The sequence below is a fragment of the Streptomyces sp. CNB091 genome (assembly GCF_000377965.1).
On sequence record NZ_KB898990.1, the window covers coordinates 1 to 13,847 of the forward strand.

Genomic DNA, 13,847 nt, shown 5'->3' on the forward strand with positions numbered 1-13,847 from the left:
CCCTCACCCTCGTCCTTCACGATCGTGCCCGCCGTCCGCGCCGGACGCTCCGCGGCCGAGTCGACCGCCGTCCACGCACCCGTCAGACCGACCTCCTCCGCCTCCAGGTCCAGATCGCCCAGATCCCAGGACTCGACCGGCTTCTTCTTCGCCGCCATGATCCCCTTGAACGACGGGTAACGGGCCTCACCCGACTGGTCGGTCACCGACACCACCGCCGGAAGCGAGGCCTCCAGCTGCTCCGAGGCCGTGTCACCGTCACGACGCCCGGTCACCACACCACCCTCCACCGCGACCTCCGACAACAGCGTCACCTGCGGCACACCCAACCGCTCCGCCAGCAGAGCCGGCAGCACACCCATCACACCGTCCGTGGAAGCCATCCCACAGACCACCAGGTCATACCCGGCCTTCTCCACAGCCTTCGCCAGCACCAGCGACGTACCCATCACATCACTGCCGTGCAGATCGTCGTCCTCGACGTGAACCGCCTTGTCCGCACCCATCGACAACGCCTTGCGCAACGCGTCCTTGGCATCCTCCGGACCCACCGTCACCACGGTGATCTCCGCATCGTCCGCCCCGTCAGCGATCTGCAACGCCTGCTCGACCGCGTACTCGTCCAGCTCCGACAACAGACCGTCGACATCCTCACGATCCAGCGTCAGGTCATCGGCGAAACGCCGGTCACCGGTCGCGTCGGGCACGTACTTCACACAGACAACGATCCTCAAGCTCACGCCGGCTCTCCTGCCTACCTGGGTGTGGTCCCACCTGGGTGTCATTCGTACTGACGGACAGATTATGGCACTCAGTACCCTCTGTAAAGGTACGCAGTGCCAAAATGCTCCTTCCGGTGCTACGTTTCGCCGCATGAGCGAGGCACGAGGACCCGAGAAGAAAGCACCCATGCGGGAGGTGCTCGCGCAGGCGGCGTTCCAGCTCTTCCTGGAGCGGGGCTTCGAGCGGACGACCGTGGACGACATCGTGGCGCGGGCCGGGGTGGGCCGGCGTTCGTTCTTCCGTTACTTCCCGTCCAAGGAGGACGCGGTCTTCCCGGATCATGAGCGCTGCCTCGTCGAGATGACCGAGTTCCTGGCCGCCGTCGACGACAGCGACCCGGTCGGTGCGGTGTGCGACGCCGCCCGCATCGTGCTGCGGATGTACGCGGCCAACCCGGAGTTCTCCGTGCAGCGTTACCGCCTCACCCGGGAGGTGCCGGGGCTGCGGACGTACGAACTGTCGGTGGTGCGCCGGTACGAGCAGACCCTCGCCGGACATCTGCGCGGCCGGTTCGGCGAGGGCGGGGACGGGGAGTTGCGGGCCGAGGTGATCGCCGCTTCGGTGGTCGCCGCGCACAACAACGGGCTTCGGCTGTGGCTGCGTTCGGGCGGCGAGGGAGACCCCGAGGCGGCCGTCGACCATGCGCTCGCCCTGGTGCGCGAGGTGTGGGGGCGGACTGCCGCGGAGGCGGGCGCGCCGTCGCCGGAACGGGGGAGCGGGGGAGCGGAAGGGCTTCCGGGCGGTTCCGTGCCCGGCTCGAACGCGCCCCTCCCCGTGGCCCCCTCGTCCGCCGGATCCTTTCCCGCTTCCCCCTTTCCCGCTTCCCCCTTTCCCGTCTCCGGCGACGGTGAGGTGATCGTGATGGTCGCGCGGAAGGGCACCCCGATGTGGCGCGTCGTGCAGCAGATCGAGGCGGCCGTCGGCGAGAACTGAATGCCAATGGGAACTCAGTGCCTTTACGATCCGGCACTGAGTGCCATATGGTGCGGACGCGCCCGCAGCGCAGGTGCGGCGCGTCCGAGTCGAGCGCAGGGGGTCGAGCCGTGTCCCAGACAGCGATGGGCACCGTGACGAGCACCGTCCAGAAGGCGCACGAGGAGTGCGGCCTCTCCTACAACCGCTGCCGCTGGTGCGGCACCGCCTCGTTCCGGCGGCTGCTGTGCCCGGTGTGCGCGTCGAGCGAACTGGAGCCCGAACGCACCACCGGCCACGGACTGGTCGTCCGGACCGCCGTGGTCCACCGCTACACCGAGGCGGCGCGCAACGAGTCCCTCGTGCGGTTCTCCGAAGGGTTCGTCTTCCGCTGCCGGATCGTGGGGGCGGCTCCGCACCTGGTGACGGTCGGCGCGCGCGTCCGGCCCGTCTCCGGGGGCAAGCCGGAGACGGGCGAGGTGGTCCTGGAACTCTGTGACCCACCCGCACGGCGCGACTGGGTCTGAACGTCCCGGCCGGTCGGCCGGCCGGCGAACAACCGGTCGGCCGGTCAGCCCAGCCGGTTGAGCATTTCGGCAGCCAACGGCGCGGAGGAGGCCGGATTCTGACCGGTGATCAGATTCCGGTCGGTGATGACGAACGGCGCCCAGGGCTCGCCCTCCTGGAAGTCCGCGCCCAGCGCCACCAACCGGTCCTGGAGCAGCCACTTGGCCTTGTCCGCGAAGCCCGCCTGGGTCTCCTCGGCGTTGGTGAAGCCGGTCAGCCGGTACCCGGCGAACGCGGATCCGCCATCAGGGCCGGTCGCGGCCAGCAGCGCCGCCGGGCCGTGGCAGACCACACCGAGCGGCTTGCCCGAAGCCAGCACCCGGACGAGCAGCCGCCCGGAGACGGGATCCACCGCGAGGTCCTCCATCGGGCCATGGCCGCCGGGGTAGAAGACGGCGTCGTAGGCGTCCGGGTCCACGTCCTCCAGTGCGACCGGCCGCCGCAGCTCCGCGAACGCCTCAAGACCGGCCGCCACCGCGTCGGCGCCCTCCTGGCCGCCGTTGACCTCGGGTGCCAGGCTGCCGCGGTCCACGGTCGGGACGACGCCGCCCGGGGTGGCGACGACCACCTCGTGCCCGGCGCCGGTGAACGCCCGGTACGGAGCCACGGCCTCCTCGGCCCAGAAGCCCGTGGGGTGGGCCGTGCCGTCCGCCAGGGTCCAGTGGTCCGCGCCGGACACCACGAAAAGGATCTTTGCCATGTCGTACATCTCCGTTGGTCGGGGTGGCTGACCAGGCCGACGGTAGGCCCGGCCGGGCCAGAATCCGCCTCCCGCCCACGTGTGCCGGAAAGAGGCTTCCGACGGGGCGGCGGCGATCGGCCGTCCGGCGGATCGCCTGCCCGAGGCGGACGGTCCGAATCATCCGGTGCGGCGGAATCGGCCGGACGGCTCATCCGGTGCGGGGGAGTCGGTCGACCGGCTCATCCGGTGCGGCGGACTCAGGGGACCGAGCGCCCCGGCCACCGGGATTCCCGATCACGGCGTCTCGGTGAGCTTGCGCAGGGGCCCGGCGACGTCCGGATCGCCCCGTCACCCCGCCGGAGATGTCCGCATTCACCCGGGGGACGAGCGCTCGTACGGCCGTGCTTAGCTGGAGCCATGATCGATGACTTCCTGTACGGGACCGCCGGGCACACCGGACCGCCGGCCGAGGTCGAGGCCGCCGTGCGCGCCGCCGCCGCGGCCGAGATCATGCCGCGCCACCGGAAGCTCGCCGCCCACGAGATCATCGAGAAGAGCGGCCCCCACGACCTGGTCACCGCCGCCGACCGGCTGGCCGAGGAACACCTCACCGCCGCCCTCACCAAGCTGCTGCCCGGCTCGGTCGTCGTCGGCGAGGAGGCCGTGCACGCCGACCCGGCGGTCTACGACGCCCTCGGCGGCGACGCCCCGGTCTGGATCGTCGACCCGGTCGACGGCACCCGCCAGTTCGTCCGGGGCGAGGCCGGCTTCTGCACCCTGGTCGCCCTCGCCCTCCACGGCGAGGTGCACGCCTCCTGGACGTACGCACCGGTCCGGGACGAGATGGCCGTCGCCGTACGCGGCCGGGGCGCCACGCTCAACGGGGTGCCGATACGCTCCGGGGCGCCCGCACCCGGCGCCGTGCTGGACGTGGCGATGTCGCACCCCGACCACACCACCGAGGCCCAGAAGCGGGCCCTGCTCGGCCTGCGCACCGAAGGCATCGCGGCCCGCCCCTGCGGCTCGGCCGGACTCGAATACCTCGCCGTCGCCCGCGGCGCCCTGGACGCCACCGCCTTCGACTGGGAGTACGCCTGGGACCACGCCGCGGGCCTGCTCCTGGTCACCGAGGCGGGCGGCGCCCAGTCGACCCTGTCCGGCGCCCCGTTCCGTATCGCGGGCGGCAACGACCTGCCGTTCACGGCGGCCCGTGACGAGGCCACCGCCCAGCGCGTCCTGGCAGCCCTGCGCACGGACGGCTGACCCGCCCGGCCGGGCACCCGGGGTACCCGCGTCCGCACGGTCGGTGGCGGCGAATATCCTGGGGGTCCGACTGCCGGCCGACGAAGGAGTCCCAAGGTGCCGTCGATGCTCGATGCGGTCGTGGTGGGCGCGGGTCCCAACGGACTGACCGCCGCGGCCGAACTGGCCCGCCGGGGTTTCGCGGTGGAGGTCCACGAGGCGCACGACACCGTCGGCGGGGGAGCCCGCACCGAGGAACTGACCCTCCCGGGGTTCCGGCACGACCCCTGTTCCGCCGTGCACCCCCTGGCGATCGGCTCACCCGCGTTCCGGTCGATGCCCCTGGCCCGGCACGGCCTGGAGTGGCTGCACCCCGAGATCGACCTCGCCCACCCCTTCCCGGACGGCACCGCCGCCGTGCTCACGCGCTCCGTCGGCGAGAGCGCGATGTCGCTGGGGGCCGCCGACGCCGGCGCCTACCGCCGCCTCATGGCCCCCTTCCTCGGCCGCTGGGACACCCTGGCCGCCGACTTCCTGCGCACCCCCTGGGACGGCCTGCCCCGGGACCCCTACCGGCTGGCCCGCTTCGGCCTGCTCGGCCTCCAGCCCGCCACCTGGGTCTCCCGCCGCTTCCAAGGAGAGAAGGCCCCCGGCCTCTTCGCCGGGCTCGCGGCCCATGCCATAGCTCCCACCAGCGGATTCGCCACCTCTGCCATCGCCCTCGTCTTCGCGCTCGCCGCCCACGAGAACGGCTGGCCGGTGCCGCGCGGCGGCTCCCAGGCCATCTCCGACGCCCTCGCCTCCTACCTCCGGGAACAGGGCGGCACGATCCGCACCGACAGCGAGGTCCGGCGCCTGGACGAACTCCCGCCCGCCCGCGCCTACATCTTCGACACCTCGCCCTCCGCGCTCGCCCGGATCGCGGGCCTCGGCTCCGCCTACCACCGCTACCGCTACGGCGCCTCCGCCTTCAAGATCGACTACGCGCTGTCGGGCCCCGTCCCCTGGACCGCGTCCGAGGCCCGCCGCGCGGGCACCGTCCACATCGGCCCCGACGCCGGGACCATCGACACCGCGCTGAAGGCGGCCGTCGAGGGCCGCGACCCGAGCGTCCCCTTCCTCATCACCGCCCAGCCCAGCCTGACCGACCCCTCCCGGGCCCCCGGAGGACGCCACGTCTTCTGGGTGTACGGGCACGTCCCGGCGGGCTGGGAGGGCGACGCCACCGACGTCATCGAACGCCAACTGGAGCGCTTCGCCCCAGGGTTCCGCGACCTGGTGCTCGCCCGTGCCCTCGCGGGCCCGCCCCAGCTCGCCGCGCGCAACGCCAACTACATCGGCGGCGACATCGCGTGCGGAGCCTTCGCCGGCCTCCAGACGCTGATCCGCCCCAAACTCGCCCGCGTCCCCTACGCCACCGCGCACCCCGCGGTGTTCCTCTGCTCCTCGGCCACCCCGCCCGGGCCCGGGGTGCACGGCATGTCCGGCCACCACGCCGCCAAGGCCGTATGGCGCAGGCTGCGGGCCTCCTCCTGAACGGACCGGGCGGCGAAGGCCCCCGGCGCGCGGCATGATGTCCGCATGAGCACCTCTGTCTCCCCCGCCGTACGTCTGGTCCGCGGCGACATCACCGACCAGTCCGTCGACGTCATCGTCAACGCGGCGAACTCCTCGCTGCTCGGCGGCGGCGGAGTCGACGGCGCCATTCACCGGCGCGGCGGGCCCGACATCCTCGCCGCCTGCCGTGAACTGCGCGCCTCGCACTACGGAAAGGGACTGCCCACCGGGCAGGCCGTCGCCACCACCGCGGGACGCCTCGACGCCCGGTGGATCGTGCACACCGTCGGCCCGGTCTTCTCCGGCGCCCAGGACCGCTCCGCCCTGCTCGCCTCCTGCTACCGCGAATCCCTGCGCCTGGCAGCCGAGTTGGGGGCCCGGTCCATCGCTTTCCCGGCGATCTCCACCGGCATCTACGGCTGGCCGATGGACGACGGGGCCAAGATCGCCGTGCGCACGGTCCTGGCGGAGACCGTGGAGCCGGTGGAAGAGGTGCGCTTCGTTCTCTTCGACGCCCACGCGTACGTGGAGTTCGAGGAAGTCCTCGCGATGCGCTGAGGCCGCGCCCCGCCGACCACCGGAGGAGTCCGGACGCCTGTCGGATTTCCGCGCGAGGACCCTGTCGGATTTCCGCCAGCCAAGCCGCTGACCGGTGCACCATCCTGGAACCATGCACACCGACACCGAGCGCTGCGTGCGGGCCGTCCAGTCCAAGGACGCCCGCTTCGACGGCTGGTTCTTCACCGCGGTCCTCACCACCCGGATCTACTGCCGCCCCAGCTGCCCCGTCGTGCCGCCCAAGGTCCGCAACATGACCTTCTACCCCAGCGCCGCCGCCTGTCAGCAGGCCGGATTCCGGGCCTGCAAGCGGTGCCGCCCCGACACCAGCCCCGGCTCCCCCGAGTGGAACGCCCGCGCCGACTCGGTCGCCCGCGCCATGCGCCTGATCCGGGACGGGGTCGTCGACCGCGAAGGCGTACCCGGGCTCGCCGCCAGGCTCGGCTACTCCGCGCGGCAGATCGAACGCCAGCTGCTGGCCGAGCTGGGGGCCGGTCCGCTGGCCCTGGCCCGCGCCCAGCGGGCGCAGACCGCCCGCCTCCTCATCGAGACGACCGCGCTGCCCATGGCCGAGGTCGCGTTCGCCGCCGGCTTCTCTTCCATCCGCACCTTCAACGAGACGGTCCGCGAGGTCTTCGGCCTGGCACCCGGTGAACTGCGCACCCGAGCCGCCCGGGGCCCTGGGCCCGCCGCCGTACCGGGCGTCATCGCGCTCCGCCTTCCGTTCCGGGCCCCGCTCAACCCCAGCAACCTCTTCGGCCACCTCGCCGCGACCGCCGTCCCCGGCGTCGAGGAGTGGCGGGACGGCGCGTACCGGCGCACCCTCACCCTCCCGTACGGGCACGGCGTCGTCGCCCTGAGTCCGGCGCCCGACCACATCGCCTGCCGGCTCTCCCTCACCGACCCCCGCGACCTCACCCGGGCCATCAGCCGCTGCCGCTGGCTCCTCGACCTGGACGCGGACCCGGTCGCCGTCGACGCCCAGCTGCGCACCGATCCGCTGCTCGCCCCGCTGGTCGACGCGGGCCCCGGCCGCCGGGTGCCCCGCACCGTGGACGGGGCGGAGTTCGCCGTACGCGCGGTGCTCGGCCAGCAGGTCTCCACCGCCGCCGCCCGCACCCACGCCGCCCGGCTGGTCACCGCCCACGGCGTCCCGGTCGAGGACCCCGAGGGCGGGCTGACGCACCTCTTCCCGACCCCGGAGGCGCTGGCGGGACTCGACCCTCAGGCCCTGGCCCTGCCGCGCACCCGCCGCACCACCCTCACCACGCTCGTCGCCGCCCTCGCGGAGGACCGGCTGCGGCTCGACACCGACACCGACTGGGAGCGGGCCCGCGCCGAACTGGCCGCCCTGCCCGGCTTCGGCCCCTGGACGGTCGAGTCCATCGCCATGCGGGCCCTCGGCGACCCCGACGCCTTCCTCCCCACCGACCTCGGCATCCGCCGGGCGGCCGAGCGGCTGGGCCTGCCGGCCACCCCCGCCGCCCTCACCGCACGGGCCGCCGACTGGCGCCCCTGGCGGGCGTACGCCGTGCAGTACCTCTGGACGGTGGACGACCACCCCATCAACCACCTGCCCGGCTGACGCCTGACGCCTGACGCTGACAAGGACACGGCTCCCATGACCACGACCAGCACCGCCCCCACCTCACCGGCGACCAAGCAGCACACGGTCCTCCACAGCCCCTACGGCCCGCTCACGCTCGTCGCCACCGACGGAGTCCTCTCCGCCCTCTACATGACCGACCAGCGCCACCGCCCGCCCCAGGAGACCTTCGGCGACCCGGATCCGGAGCCCTTCACCGAGACGATCCAGCAGCTCACCGAGTACTTCGCCGGGGAACGCACCACCTTCGACCTCCCGCTGAATCTCGCGGGCACGCCGTTCCAGCGGAGCGTGTGGGCGGAGCTGCTGAAGATCCCGTACGGCGAGACCCGTACGTACGGCGCACTGGCCGAGGAGCTCGGAAAGCCGGGCGCCTCGCGGGCGGTCGGACTGGCCAACGGCAAGAACCCCGTCGGGATCATCGTGCCGTGCCACCGGGTGATCGGAGCCTCCGGGAGCCTCACCGGCTACGGCGGCGGCCTGGACCGCAAGCAGCGGCTGCTCGCCTTCGAGAGCGGGGGGACGGACGACGGGGTACAGGCGCTGTTCTGAGAGCGGGCGGGGCCGTGCCGAAGCCGGCACGGCCCCGCCCGCTCTCCTCAGCCGGTGAAGATCTCCACGGTCGTCCAGACGGCGAGGCCCAGCATGCAGATCCCGCCGACGCGCTGCACGGTCTTCAGCGGTACGCGCTTCGCGATGAACTTCCCCGCGAGCAGCGCCAGCGCCGAGACCGACATCAGGGCGGCGGCCGCACCGATCGCCGTGGACCAGGTGCCGTTGCTCGCCGCCAGGTTGGCGGTGGTGATCTGCGTCAGATCGCCCCACTCGCTGATGAAGACCGCCATGAACGCGGTCGTGTAGACCGGCCAGAACCCGGTCACGGTCTTCACCTCGGCGTCCTCGTCGTCGTCCCCGCCGCTGCCGCGCAGCAGCATGAACGCGCCGAACGCGAAGAGCGAGGCCGAGACGAGCTTGACGGTCCAGTCGGGCAGCAGCCCGATGAGGCTGCCCGCGCCGACGGCGATGGCGACGTGCACGACGAACGCGGACGAGGTGCCGAACCACACGTAGAGCGGCCGCATCCGCGTGCCCATGGCCAGCGAGGCGAACATCGTCTTGTCGGGGAGCTCCGCGAGGAAGATCAGCCCGAAGGCGGTGAGGATCGCCAGAGGGTCGAGGTGCATGCGGGGTGGCTTTCTGTTCGAGCCGGGCCCCGGATCGTCGCGAAGCGCCGCTCGGGCTTTTCGGAGGACCACTCGGCCCGGCATGACGGCTCCGCCCACAGGACGTGGACGTGTCATACAGGACCGAAGGTCTCGCCCGCCCGTGGCCGTCCCTCGCGGGACACACGAGCCCGGCCACCGGGAACCCGAGGGCTCCAGTATGTCGACGACCGGTTTGCGGGGCTACTCCCCTTCGCAGCCGTCAACACTACCCCACCCTGCCGGAGACGGCGCCTGGTGTTCGAACCGTGACCGCCTCGGTAGCATCGTGATGATCACCCGACCGGTGGTGGTCCGCCGCCATCCGACTCCACCCCACCGCGACGGGAAGTGCCCCCATGAGCCGCCGCACCCGCAAGGACGTGCCCGCCCAGGGCGCCGCCCCCCGGCCCACCGTCAGCGTCTGCCGGGGGTGCTGCTGCGGCACGGAGAAGATCCCGGGCGTCGACCACGCGGCCCAGCTGACCCGGCTGCGCACCGGCCTGGAGGGCGCCGCCACCGTACGGGCGGTCGAGTGCCTGGACGCCTGCGAGCAGGGCAACGTCATCGTCGTGCAGCCCTCCGCCGAGGGCCGCCGAGCCGGGGGCCGGCCGGTCTGGCTGGGCCTGGTCAACGACGAGCACGCCGAGCGGGACATCGTGACGTGGGCGGCGGCGGGCGGCCCGGGGCTCGCGGACGCCCCGGACATCCTCGACCTGTACGTCTTCCAGCCCTCGCGCCGGGTCCGGGCGGGTCTGGACGGCTGAGAGGCCGTAGGGCGCGCTCGTTCGTCGAGCCGTGCACGACGGATCTGGTTGAGCACGCGGTTGGTGCCCGACGAGCGCGGCGCCGGAGAAGCCGCACGCGGACAAGGGGTACGACTACGATCACCCGCCCCGACGGCTCGGTCGGCAGGTCAGCCGTCCGAGCCGCTCAGCCCGGCCAGCAGCTTCGGCAGCGAGACACCGATCGGCTCCCGCACGATCTCGTCGGCGAGTTCGTCGTACGGGGTCGGCTCCGCGTTCACCACGACCAATCGGGCCCCGTGCTCGGCCGCGATCCCGACGAGCGAAGCGGCGGGCTGCACCTGCAGTGTCGAGCCGACCGTCACGAACACCTCGCACGCCTTGGCGATCGCCATCGCGTCGGCGAGCACCTGAGGGTCCAGCCGTTCGCCGAACATCACCGTCGCCGGCTTGAGGACCCCGCCGCACGCCGCACGCCGGGTCGGCCTCGCCCGCCTCGACCCGCTCCAGGGCCACGGCCATCGAGGACCGTGCGTGGCAGCGCGTACAGACCACCCGGTGCGCGGTGCCGTGGAGTTCGAGGACCTTGCGGTCGGGCAGGCCGGCCCGCTGGTGCAGCCCGTCGATGTTCTGCGTGATCACCCGGACCGGTACGCCGGACCGCTCCAGCTCCGCGACCGCCCGGTGGGCGGCGTTCGGCTCGGGCTTCCGGAGGGCGGCGTCGCGGCGCATCAGCCACGAGCGGCGGCGGATCGCGGGGTCGGACATGTAGAAGCCGTACGTGACGAGCTTCTCCGCCTCCGGATCGGTGCGCCACACGCCGTTGGGCCCCCGGTAGTCCGGAATGCCGGAGTCGGTGGAGATGCCGGCACCACTGAGGATCGCGACGAGAGCCATGCCGGCGAGCCTAGAGAATCGGCAACCCGGCGTGCGAGCGCGTTTCGCCGGTGTAAGGTCCGCGCATGGCCAAGGTGACCGTCAGTCTGGACGCCGAACTCGTCGTCGAAGTAATGGTGCTCGCGGGGGTCGGCAACCCCCAGGACGCCGTCGAACTCGTGGTGCGCGACTACATCGCGCGCGGCCACCGCACCGAGGCCCTGGTCGCCGACCGTGAGGGCGCGGTGCGCGACGTGGAGGTCAAGCCCGAGGCACAGCAGGGCTGATCGCCGGGTACGGGGCCGGGCCGAGCACGGCCGGCCGCCCGTACGGCCGGCCGGCCGTGCTCGGGCAGGGCCGATCCCCTCGCGTTCTACGCGACCGGCTCGCCGTCCTCCAGCTCCACGGTCCCGGCGCCGGAGCTCAGTACCTCCAGCGCCGCCCGGACCCTGCCCCCGAGCGTGCCGAGCAGAAAGCCGTCCAGATCGGCGGGCGCCACCAGCCGCCAGGACAGCAGCTCGTCCTCCTGGATCCGGACCGCCGCCAGCTGGTCCGCCGTGAGCACCCCGCCGTCGTACAGATACGCCACGATCGGCGGGCGGCCGGGGCCCCGCACCCAGTCCACGGCGAGCAGCCGCCCCGGCGCCACGTCGAGACCGATCTCCTCCGCCGTCTCGCGCCGCGCGGCCTGCCGGGGCCCCTCACCCGTCTCCGACTCGACGGTCCCGCCGGGCAGCGCCCAGCCTTCGCGGTAGTTCGGCTCGACGAGGAGGAGCCGTCCCTCCGCGTCGCGGAAGAGGGAGGCGGCGCCGGACAGGACCCGGGGGAGTCCGGCGATGTACACGGCGTAGTCGGCATCGGGAGTCGTCACGGCCGACAGCGTAGTGGCGCGGGCCCGACCGCACGGCCGCGGACGGCCATGGGCAGATCAGGGGGTGTGCGGATAAGGTCGGGGCGGCGCGACTGCCTGTTCGAAAGCAAGGGATGCAAGGTGACGGACGGAGCAGATGTGGAGACCGCCCGCGTGCTCGTGGCGGCGGACAAGTTCAAGGGCTCGCTCACGGCCGTGCAGGTCGCGGAGCGGGTGACGGCCGGGCTGCGGCGCGTCGTCCCCGACGTGCGGGTGGAGACCCTGCCGGTCGCGGACGGCGGCGACGGCACGGTCGCGGCGGCGGTGGCCGCCGGATTTGAGCGCCGCGAGGCGCGGGTGACCGGACCTCTCGGGGACCCGGTGACGGCGGCGTACGCGCTGCGCGGGTCCACCGCCGTGGTGGAGATGGCAGAGGCCTCAGGCCTCCAGCACCTGCCCGACGGGGTGTTCGCCCCGCTCACGGCCACCACGTACGGCTCGGGCGAGCTGCTGCTGGCAGCCCTGGAGGCGGGGGCGACCACGATCGTGTTCGGGGTCGGCGGCAGCGCCACCACGGACGGCGGCGCGGGCATGCTCGCCGCGCTCGGAGCCCGCTTCCTGGACGCGGACGGCAAGCCCGTGGGCCCCGGTGGCGGCCCTCTGGCGGAGCTGGCCGAGGCCGACCTCACGGGGCTCGACCCCCGGCTGGCGGACATCGACCTGGTCCTGGCCAGCGACGTGGACAACCCGCTGACGGGGCCCAAGGGAGCGCCCGAGGTGTACGGCCGCCAGAAGGGCGCGAGCGAGGAGGACATCGCGGTCCTCGACGCGGCCCTGGCGCACTACGCCTCGATCCTGGGCCCGGACACGGCGGCCCAGCCCGGCGCGGGCGCTGCCGGGGGCATCGGCTACGGAGCGCTCGTCGCCCTCGGCGCCCGCTTCCGCCCCGGCATCGAGGTGATGCTCGACGTGCTCGGCTTCGCCCCCGCGCTCGCCCGCGCCACCCTGGTCGTCACGGGCGAGGGCTCGCTGGACGAGCAGACGCTGCACGGCAAGGCCCCGGCCGGGGTCGCCGCCGCCGCCCGGGCGGCCGGGATCGAGGTCGTCGCGGTCTGCGGCCGGCTCGCCCTGCCCCCGGAGGCCCTGGAGAAGGCGGGCATCCGCCGCGCCTACGCCCTGGCCGAGCTGGAACCGGACCCGGCGGTGTCCATGGCCCAGGCCGGGCCGCTGCTGGAGCGGGCGGCGGAGTCGATCGCCCGGGACTTCCTGCTGCGCTGACGCGGAGCGGTCGTCCGCGGCCCAGGCGTCCGCGGCCCAGGCGTACGCGGCCCAGGCGTACGGGAGAGCACAGGGGCACAGGGAGGGACCCGGGGACAGACGCCGGGCCCCTCCCGCACACCGGGCTACCGCTCCCCGGACCTCGTCCTCGCGCTCCCGCCTCGCGCTCCCGCCTCACGGCGGCGCCGACGACAGCCTCAGCACGTCCAGCGCCAGCACCAGGTCGACCAGCTCACGCGGCCGGGACAGCGAGCGCGCGGTCAGCCGCTCCAGCCGCCGCAGCCGGTTGAACACCGTGTTGCGATGACACCGCAGCCCTACCGCCGCCCGCCCCACCGAACCCTCGCACTCCAGCCACACCTCCAACGTCCCCACCAGCACCGCACGCTCCGCCGGAGCCAGCGCCAGCAGCGGACCGAACACCTCCGCGAGGAGCCGGGCCGACAGCTCCGGGCCGCTCACCAGCAGGGCCGTCGCCAGCCGCTCGTCGAGCCGTACGACCTCCCGGCTGCCGGGCGCGCACGTCAGCAGCGCCGTGCCCGCGAGCCGCCGTGCCGAGCCCAGCTGTCCCGGCGATCCCACCACCGGACTCATGCCTCCCGGCCCCGCACCGCGCTCACCCAGCCGCGCCACCGCCCCGGCCGGACCCGCCGCACCCAGCAGCACCACCGCGACGTCCCCGTCCCCCGCGCCGCACCACCACCAGCGCGCCCCGTCCGCGTCCGCGCCCTCCGCCACCGCGGCCTCCGGCACGGGCGCGCCCAGCACCACCACCGCGTAACGCCCCCGTTCCGGCAGCCCGAGGCCGCGCGCCGCACGCTCCACCAGGCCCGGCGGCGCCCCGCCCGCCAGCAGCGGGCCGAGCAGCGCCCCGTACCGCGTCCCACACCGCATCCGCCGCTCCGTCCCCCGGTCCGGGCGTTCCTGATGACCGATGAGGATGCCAGCGGCCGGACGGGCGGGCGCCCGCCCGTCACCGCGTCTGTGC

Annotated in this window: 15 protein-coding genes and 1 pseudogene; 10 read left to right on the top strand and 6 right to left on the bottom strand. The window is 73.6% G+C overall.

All coding sequences use genetic code 11. The annotated features are described in order from the left end of the window. Positions 1 to 740, bottom strand: a 740-nt coding sequence (locus D581_RS0100005; RefSeq protein WP_051114528.1) for an electron transfer flavoprotein subunit beta/FixA family protein, incomplete at its 3' end; no start/stop codon positions are given. A gap of 169 nt (positions 741 to 909) precedes the next feature. Here D581_RS0100005 and D581_RS0100010 point away from each other — a divergent pair. Continuing rightward, positions 910 to 1,716 (top strand): TetR family transcriptional regulator, encoded by an 807-nt coding sequence (locus D581_RS0100010; RefSeq protein WP_018955164.1) that lies wholly within the window; start codon positions 910 to 912, stop codon positions 1,714 to 1,716. 125 nt (positions 1,717 to 1,841) lie between these two features. After that, the gene (locus D581_RS0100015; protein ID WP_018955165.1) at positions 1,842 to 2,222 is read left to right on the top strand and encodes a Zn-ribbon domain-containing OB-fold protein; all 381 of its coding nucleotides are present in this window, start codon (positions 1,842 to 1,844) and stop codon (positions 2,220 to 2,222) included. Positions 2,223 to 2,266: 44 nt separating this feature from the next. Here D581_RS0100015 and D581_RS0100020 read toward each other — a convergent pair whose 3' ends face one another. Continuing rightward, positions 2,267 to 2,962 carry a type 1 glutamine amidotransferase domain-containing protein gene (locus tag D581_RS0100020; RefSeq protein WP_026290032.1) on the bottom strand — a complete coding sequence of 232 codons (696 nt, stop codon included), beginning with the start codon at positions 2,960 to 2,962 and terminating at the stop codon, positions 2,267 to 2,269. A 399-nt stretch (positions 2,963 to 3,361) separates the two neighbouring features. On the opposite strand from D581_RS0100020, the gene D581_RS0100025 reads away from it, so the two are divergent. From D581_RS0100025 to D581_RS0100045, 5 genes are all read left to right on the top strand, one after another. Then, positions 3,362 to 4,207, top strand: coding sequence for an inositol monophosphatase family protein (locus D581_RS0100025; RefSeq protein WP_018955167.1), 846 nt, complete (start codon positions 3,362 to 3,364; stop codon positions 4,205 to 4,207). A 96-nt stretch (positions 4,208 to 4,303) separates the two neighbouring features. Continuing rightward, positions 4,304 to 5,722: a phytoene desaturase family protein gene (locus tag D581_RS0100030; RefSeq protein WP_018955168.1), complete on the top strand. Its 1,419-nt coding sequence runs from the start codon at positions 4,304 to 4,306 to the stop codon at positions 5,720 to 5,722. A gap of 45 nt (positions 5,723 to 5,767) precedes the next feature. After that, positions 5,768 to 6,301, top strand: coding sequence for an O-acetyl-ADP-ribose deacetylase (locus D581_RS0100035; protein WP_018955169.1), 534 nt, complete (start codon positions 5,768 to 5,770; stop codon positions 6,299 to 6,301). A 112-nt stretch (positions 6,302 to 6,413) separates the two neighbouring features. Continuing rightward, positions 6,414 to 7,886, top strand: coding sequence for an AlkA N-terminal domain-containing protein (locus D581_RS0100040; RefSeq protein WP_018955170.1), 1,473 nt, complete (start codon positions 6,414 to 6,416; stop codon positions 7,884 to 7,886). Positions 7,887 to 7,922: 36 nt separating this feature from the next. Further along, a complete protein-coding gene (locus D581_RS0100045; protein WP_018955171.1) occupies positions 7,923 to 8,459 on the top strand; it encodes a methylated-DNA--[protein]-cysteine S-methyltransferase in 537 nt (178 codons plus the stop codon). 47 nt (positions 8,460 to 8,506) lie between these two features. Here D581_RS0100045 and D581_RS0100050 read toward each other — a convergent pair whose 3' ends face one another. Beyond that, positions 8,507 to 9,091, bottom strand: coding sequence for a TMEM165/GDT1 family protein (locus D581_RS0100050; protein WP_018955172.1), 585 nt, complete (start codon positions 9,089 to 9,091; stop codon positions 8,507 to 8,509). Between the two features lie 377 nt (positions 9,092 to 9,468). Between D581_RS0100050 and D581_RS0100055 the strand changes: the two genes are divergently transcribed. Beyond that, positions 9,469 to 9,876, top strand: coding sequence for a (2Fe-2S) ferredoxin domain-containing protein (locus D581_RS0100055; RefSeq protein WP_018955173.1), 408 nt, complete (start codon positions 9,469 to 9,471; stop codon positions 9,874 to 9,876). A 149-nt stretch (positions 9,877 to 10,025) separates the two neighbouring features. Here the strand turns inward: D581_RS0100055 and D581_RS1000000138435 are convergent. Further along, positions 10,026 to 10,752 (bottom strand): annotated as a pseudogene (locus tag D581_RS1000000138435) (SIR2 family NAD-dependent protein deacylase). A gap of 65 nt (positions 10,753 to 10,817) precedes the next feature. On the opposite strand from D581_RS1000000138435, the gene D581_RS0100065 reads away from it, so the two are divergent. After that, positions 10,818 to 11,018 carry a type II toxin-antitoxin system VapB family antitoxin gene (locus D581_RS0100065; RefSeq protein ID WP_018955176.1) on the top strand — a complete coding sequence of 67 codons (201 nt, stop codon included), beginning with the start codon at positions 10,818 to 10,820 and terminating at the stop codon, positions 11,016 to 11,018. An 86-nt stretch (positions 11,019 to 11,104) separates the two neighbouring features. Here the strand turns inward: D581_RS0100065 and D581_RS0100070 are convergent, their stop codons facing one another. Further along, on the bottom strand, positions 11,105 to 11,602 hold the full coding sequence (locus D581_RS0100070) for an NUDIX domain-containing protein (RefSeq protein WP_020679157.1): 498 nt from the start codon (positions 11,600 to 11,602) through the stop codon (positions 11,105 to 11,107). Positions 11,603 to 11,740: 138 nt separating this feature from the next. On the opposite strand from D581_RS0100070, the gene D581_RS0100075 reads away from it, so the two are divergent. Next, positions 11,741 to 12,859 (top strand): glycerate kinase, encoded by a 1,119-nt coding sequence (locus tag D581_RS0100075; RefSeq protein ID WP_018955178.1) that lies wholly within the window; start codon positions 11,741 to 11,743, stop codon positions 12,857 to 12,859. A 174-nt stretch (positions 12,860 to 13,033) separates the two neighbouring features. Here D581_RS0100075 and D581_RS0100080 read toward each other — a convergent pair whose 3' ends face one another. Continuing rightward, the gene (locus tag D581_RS0100080) at positions 13,034 to 13,753 is read right to left on the bottom strand and encodes a PucR family transcriptional regulator (protein WP_018955179.1); all 720 of its coding nucleotides are present in this window, start codon (positions 13,751 to 13,753) and stop codon (positions 13,034 to 13,036) included. Between the last annotated feature and the right edge of the window lie 94 nt (positions 13,754 to 13,847).

Excerpts from the sequence above, each read along its gene's own strand:
- D581_RS0100010 (WP_018955164.1), top strand. The coding sequence starts at position 910 with ATGCGGGAGGTGCTCGCGCAGGCGGCGTTCCAGCTCTTCCTGGAGCGG.
- D581_RS0100015 (WP_018955165.1), top strand. The coding sequence starts at position 1,842 with ATGGGCACCGTGACGAGCACCGTCCAGAAGGCGCACGAGGAGTGCGGC.
- D581_RS0100020 (WP_026290032.1), bottom strand. The coding sequence starts at position 2,962 with ATGGCAAAGATCCTTTTCGTGGTGTCCGGCGCGGACCACTGGACCCTG.
- D581_RS0100025 (WP_018955167.1), top strand. The coding sequence starts at position 3,362 with ATGATCGATGACTTCCTGTACGGGACCGCCGGGCACACCGGACCGCCG.
- D581_RS0100035 (WP_018955169.1), top strand. The coding sequence starts at position 5,768 with ATGAGCACCTCTGTCTCCCCCGCCGTACGTCTGGTCCGCGGCGACATC.
- D581_RS0100040 (WP_018955170.1), top strand. The coding sequence starts at position 6,414 with ATGCACACCGACACCGAGCGCTGCGTGCGGGCCGTCCAGTCCAAGGAC.
- D581_RS0100045 (WP_018955171.1), top strand. The coding sequence starts at position 7,923 with ATGACCACGACCAGCACCGCCCCCACCTCACCGGCGACCAAGCAGCAC.
- D581_RS0100050 (WP_018955172.1), bottom strand. The coding sequence starts at position 9,091 with ATGCACCTCGACCCTCTGGCGATCCTCACCGCCTTCGGGCTGATCTTC.
- D581_RS0100055 (WP_018955173.1), top strand. The coding sequence starts at position 9,469 with ATGAGCCGCCGCACCCGCAAGGACGTGCCCGCCCAGGGCGCCGCCCCC.
- D581_RS0100065 (WP_018955176.1), top strand. The coding sequence starts at position 10,818 with ATGGCCAAGGTGACCGTCAGTCTGGACGCCGAACTCGTCGTCGAAGTA.
- D581_RS0100080 (WP_018955179.1), bottom strand. The coding sequence starts at position 13,753 with ATGCGGTGTGGGACGCGGTACGGGGCGCTGCTCGGCCCGCTGCTGGCG.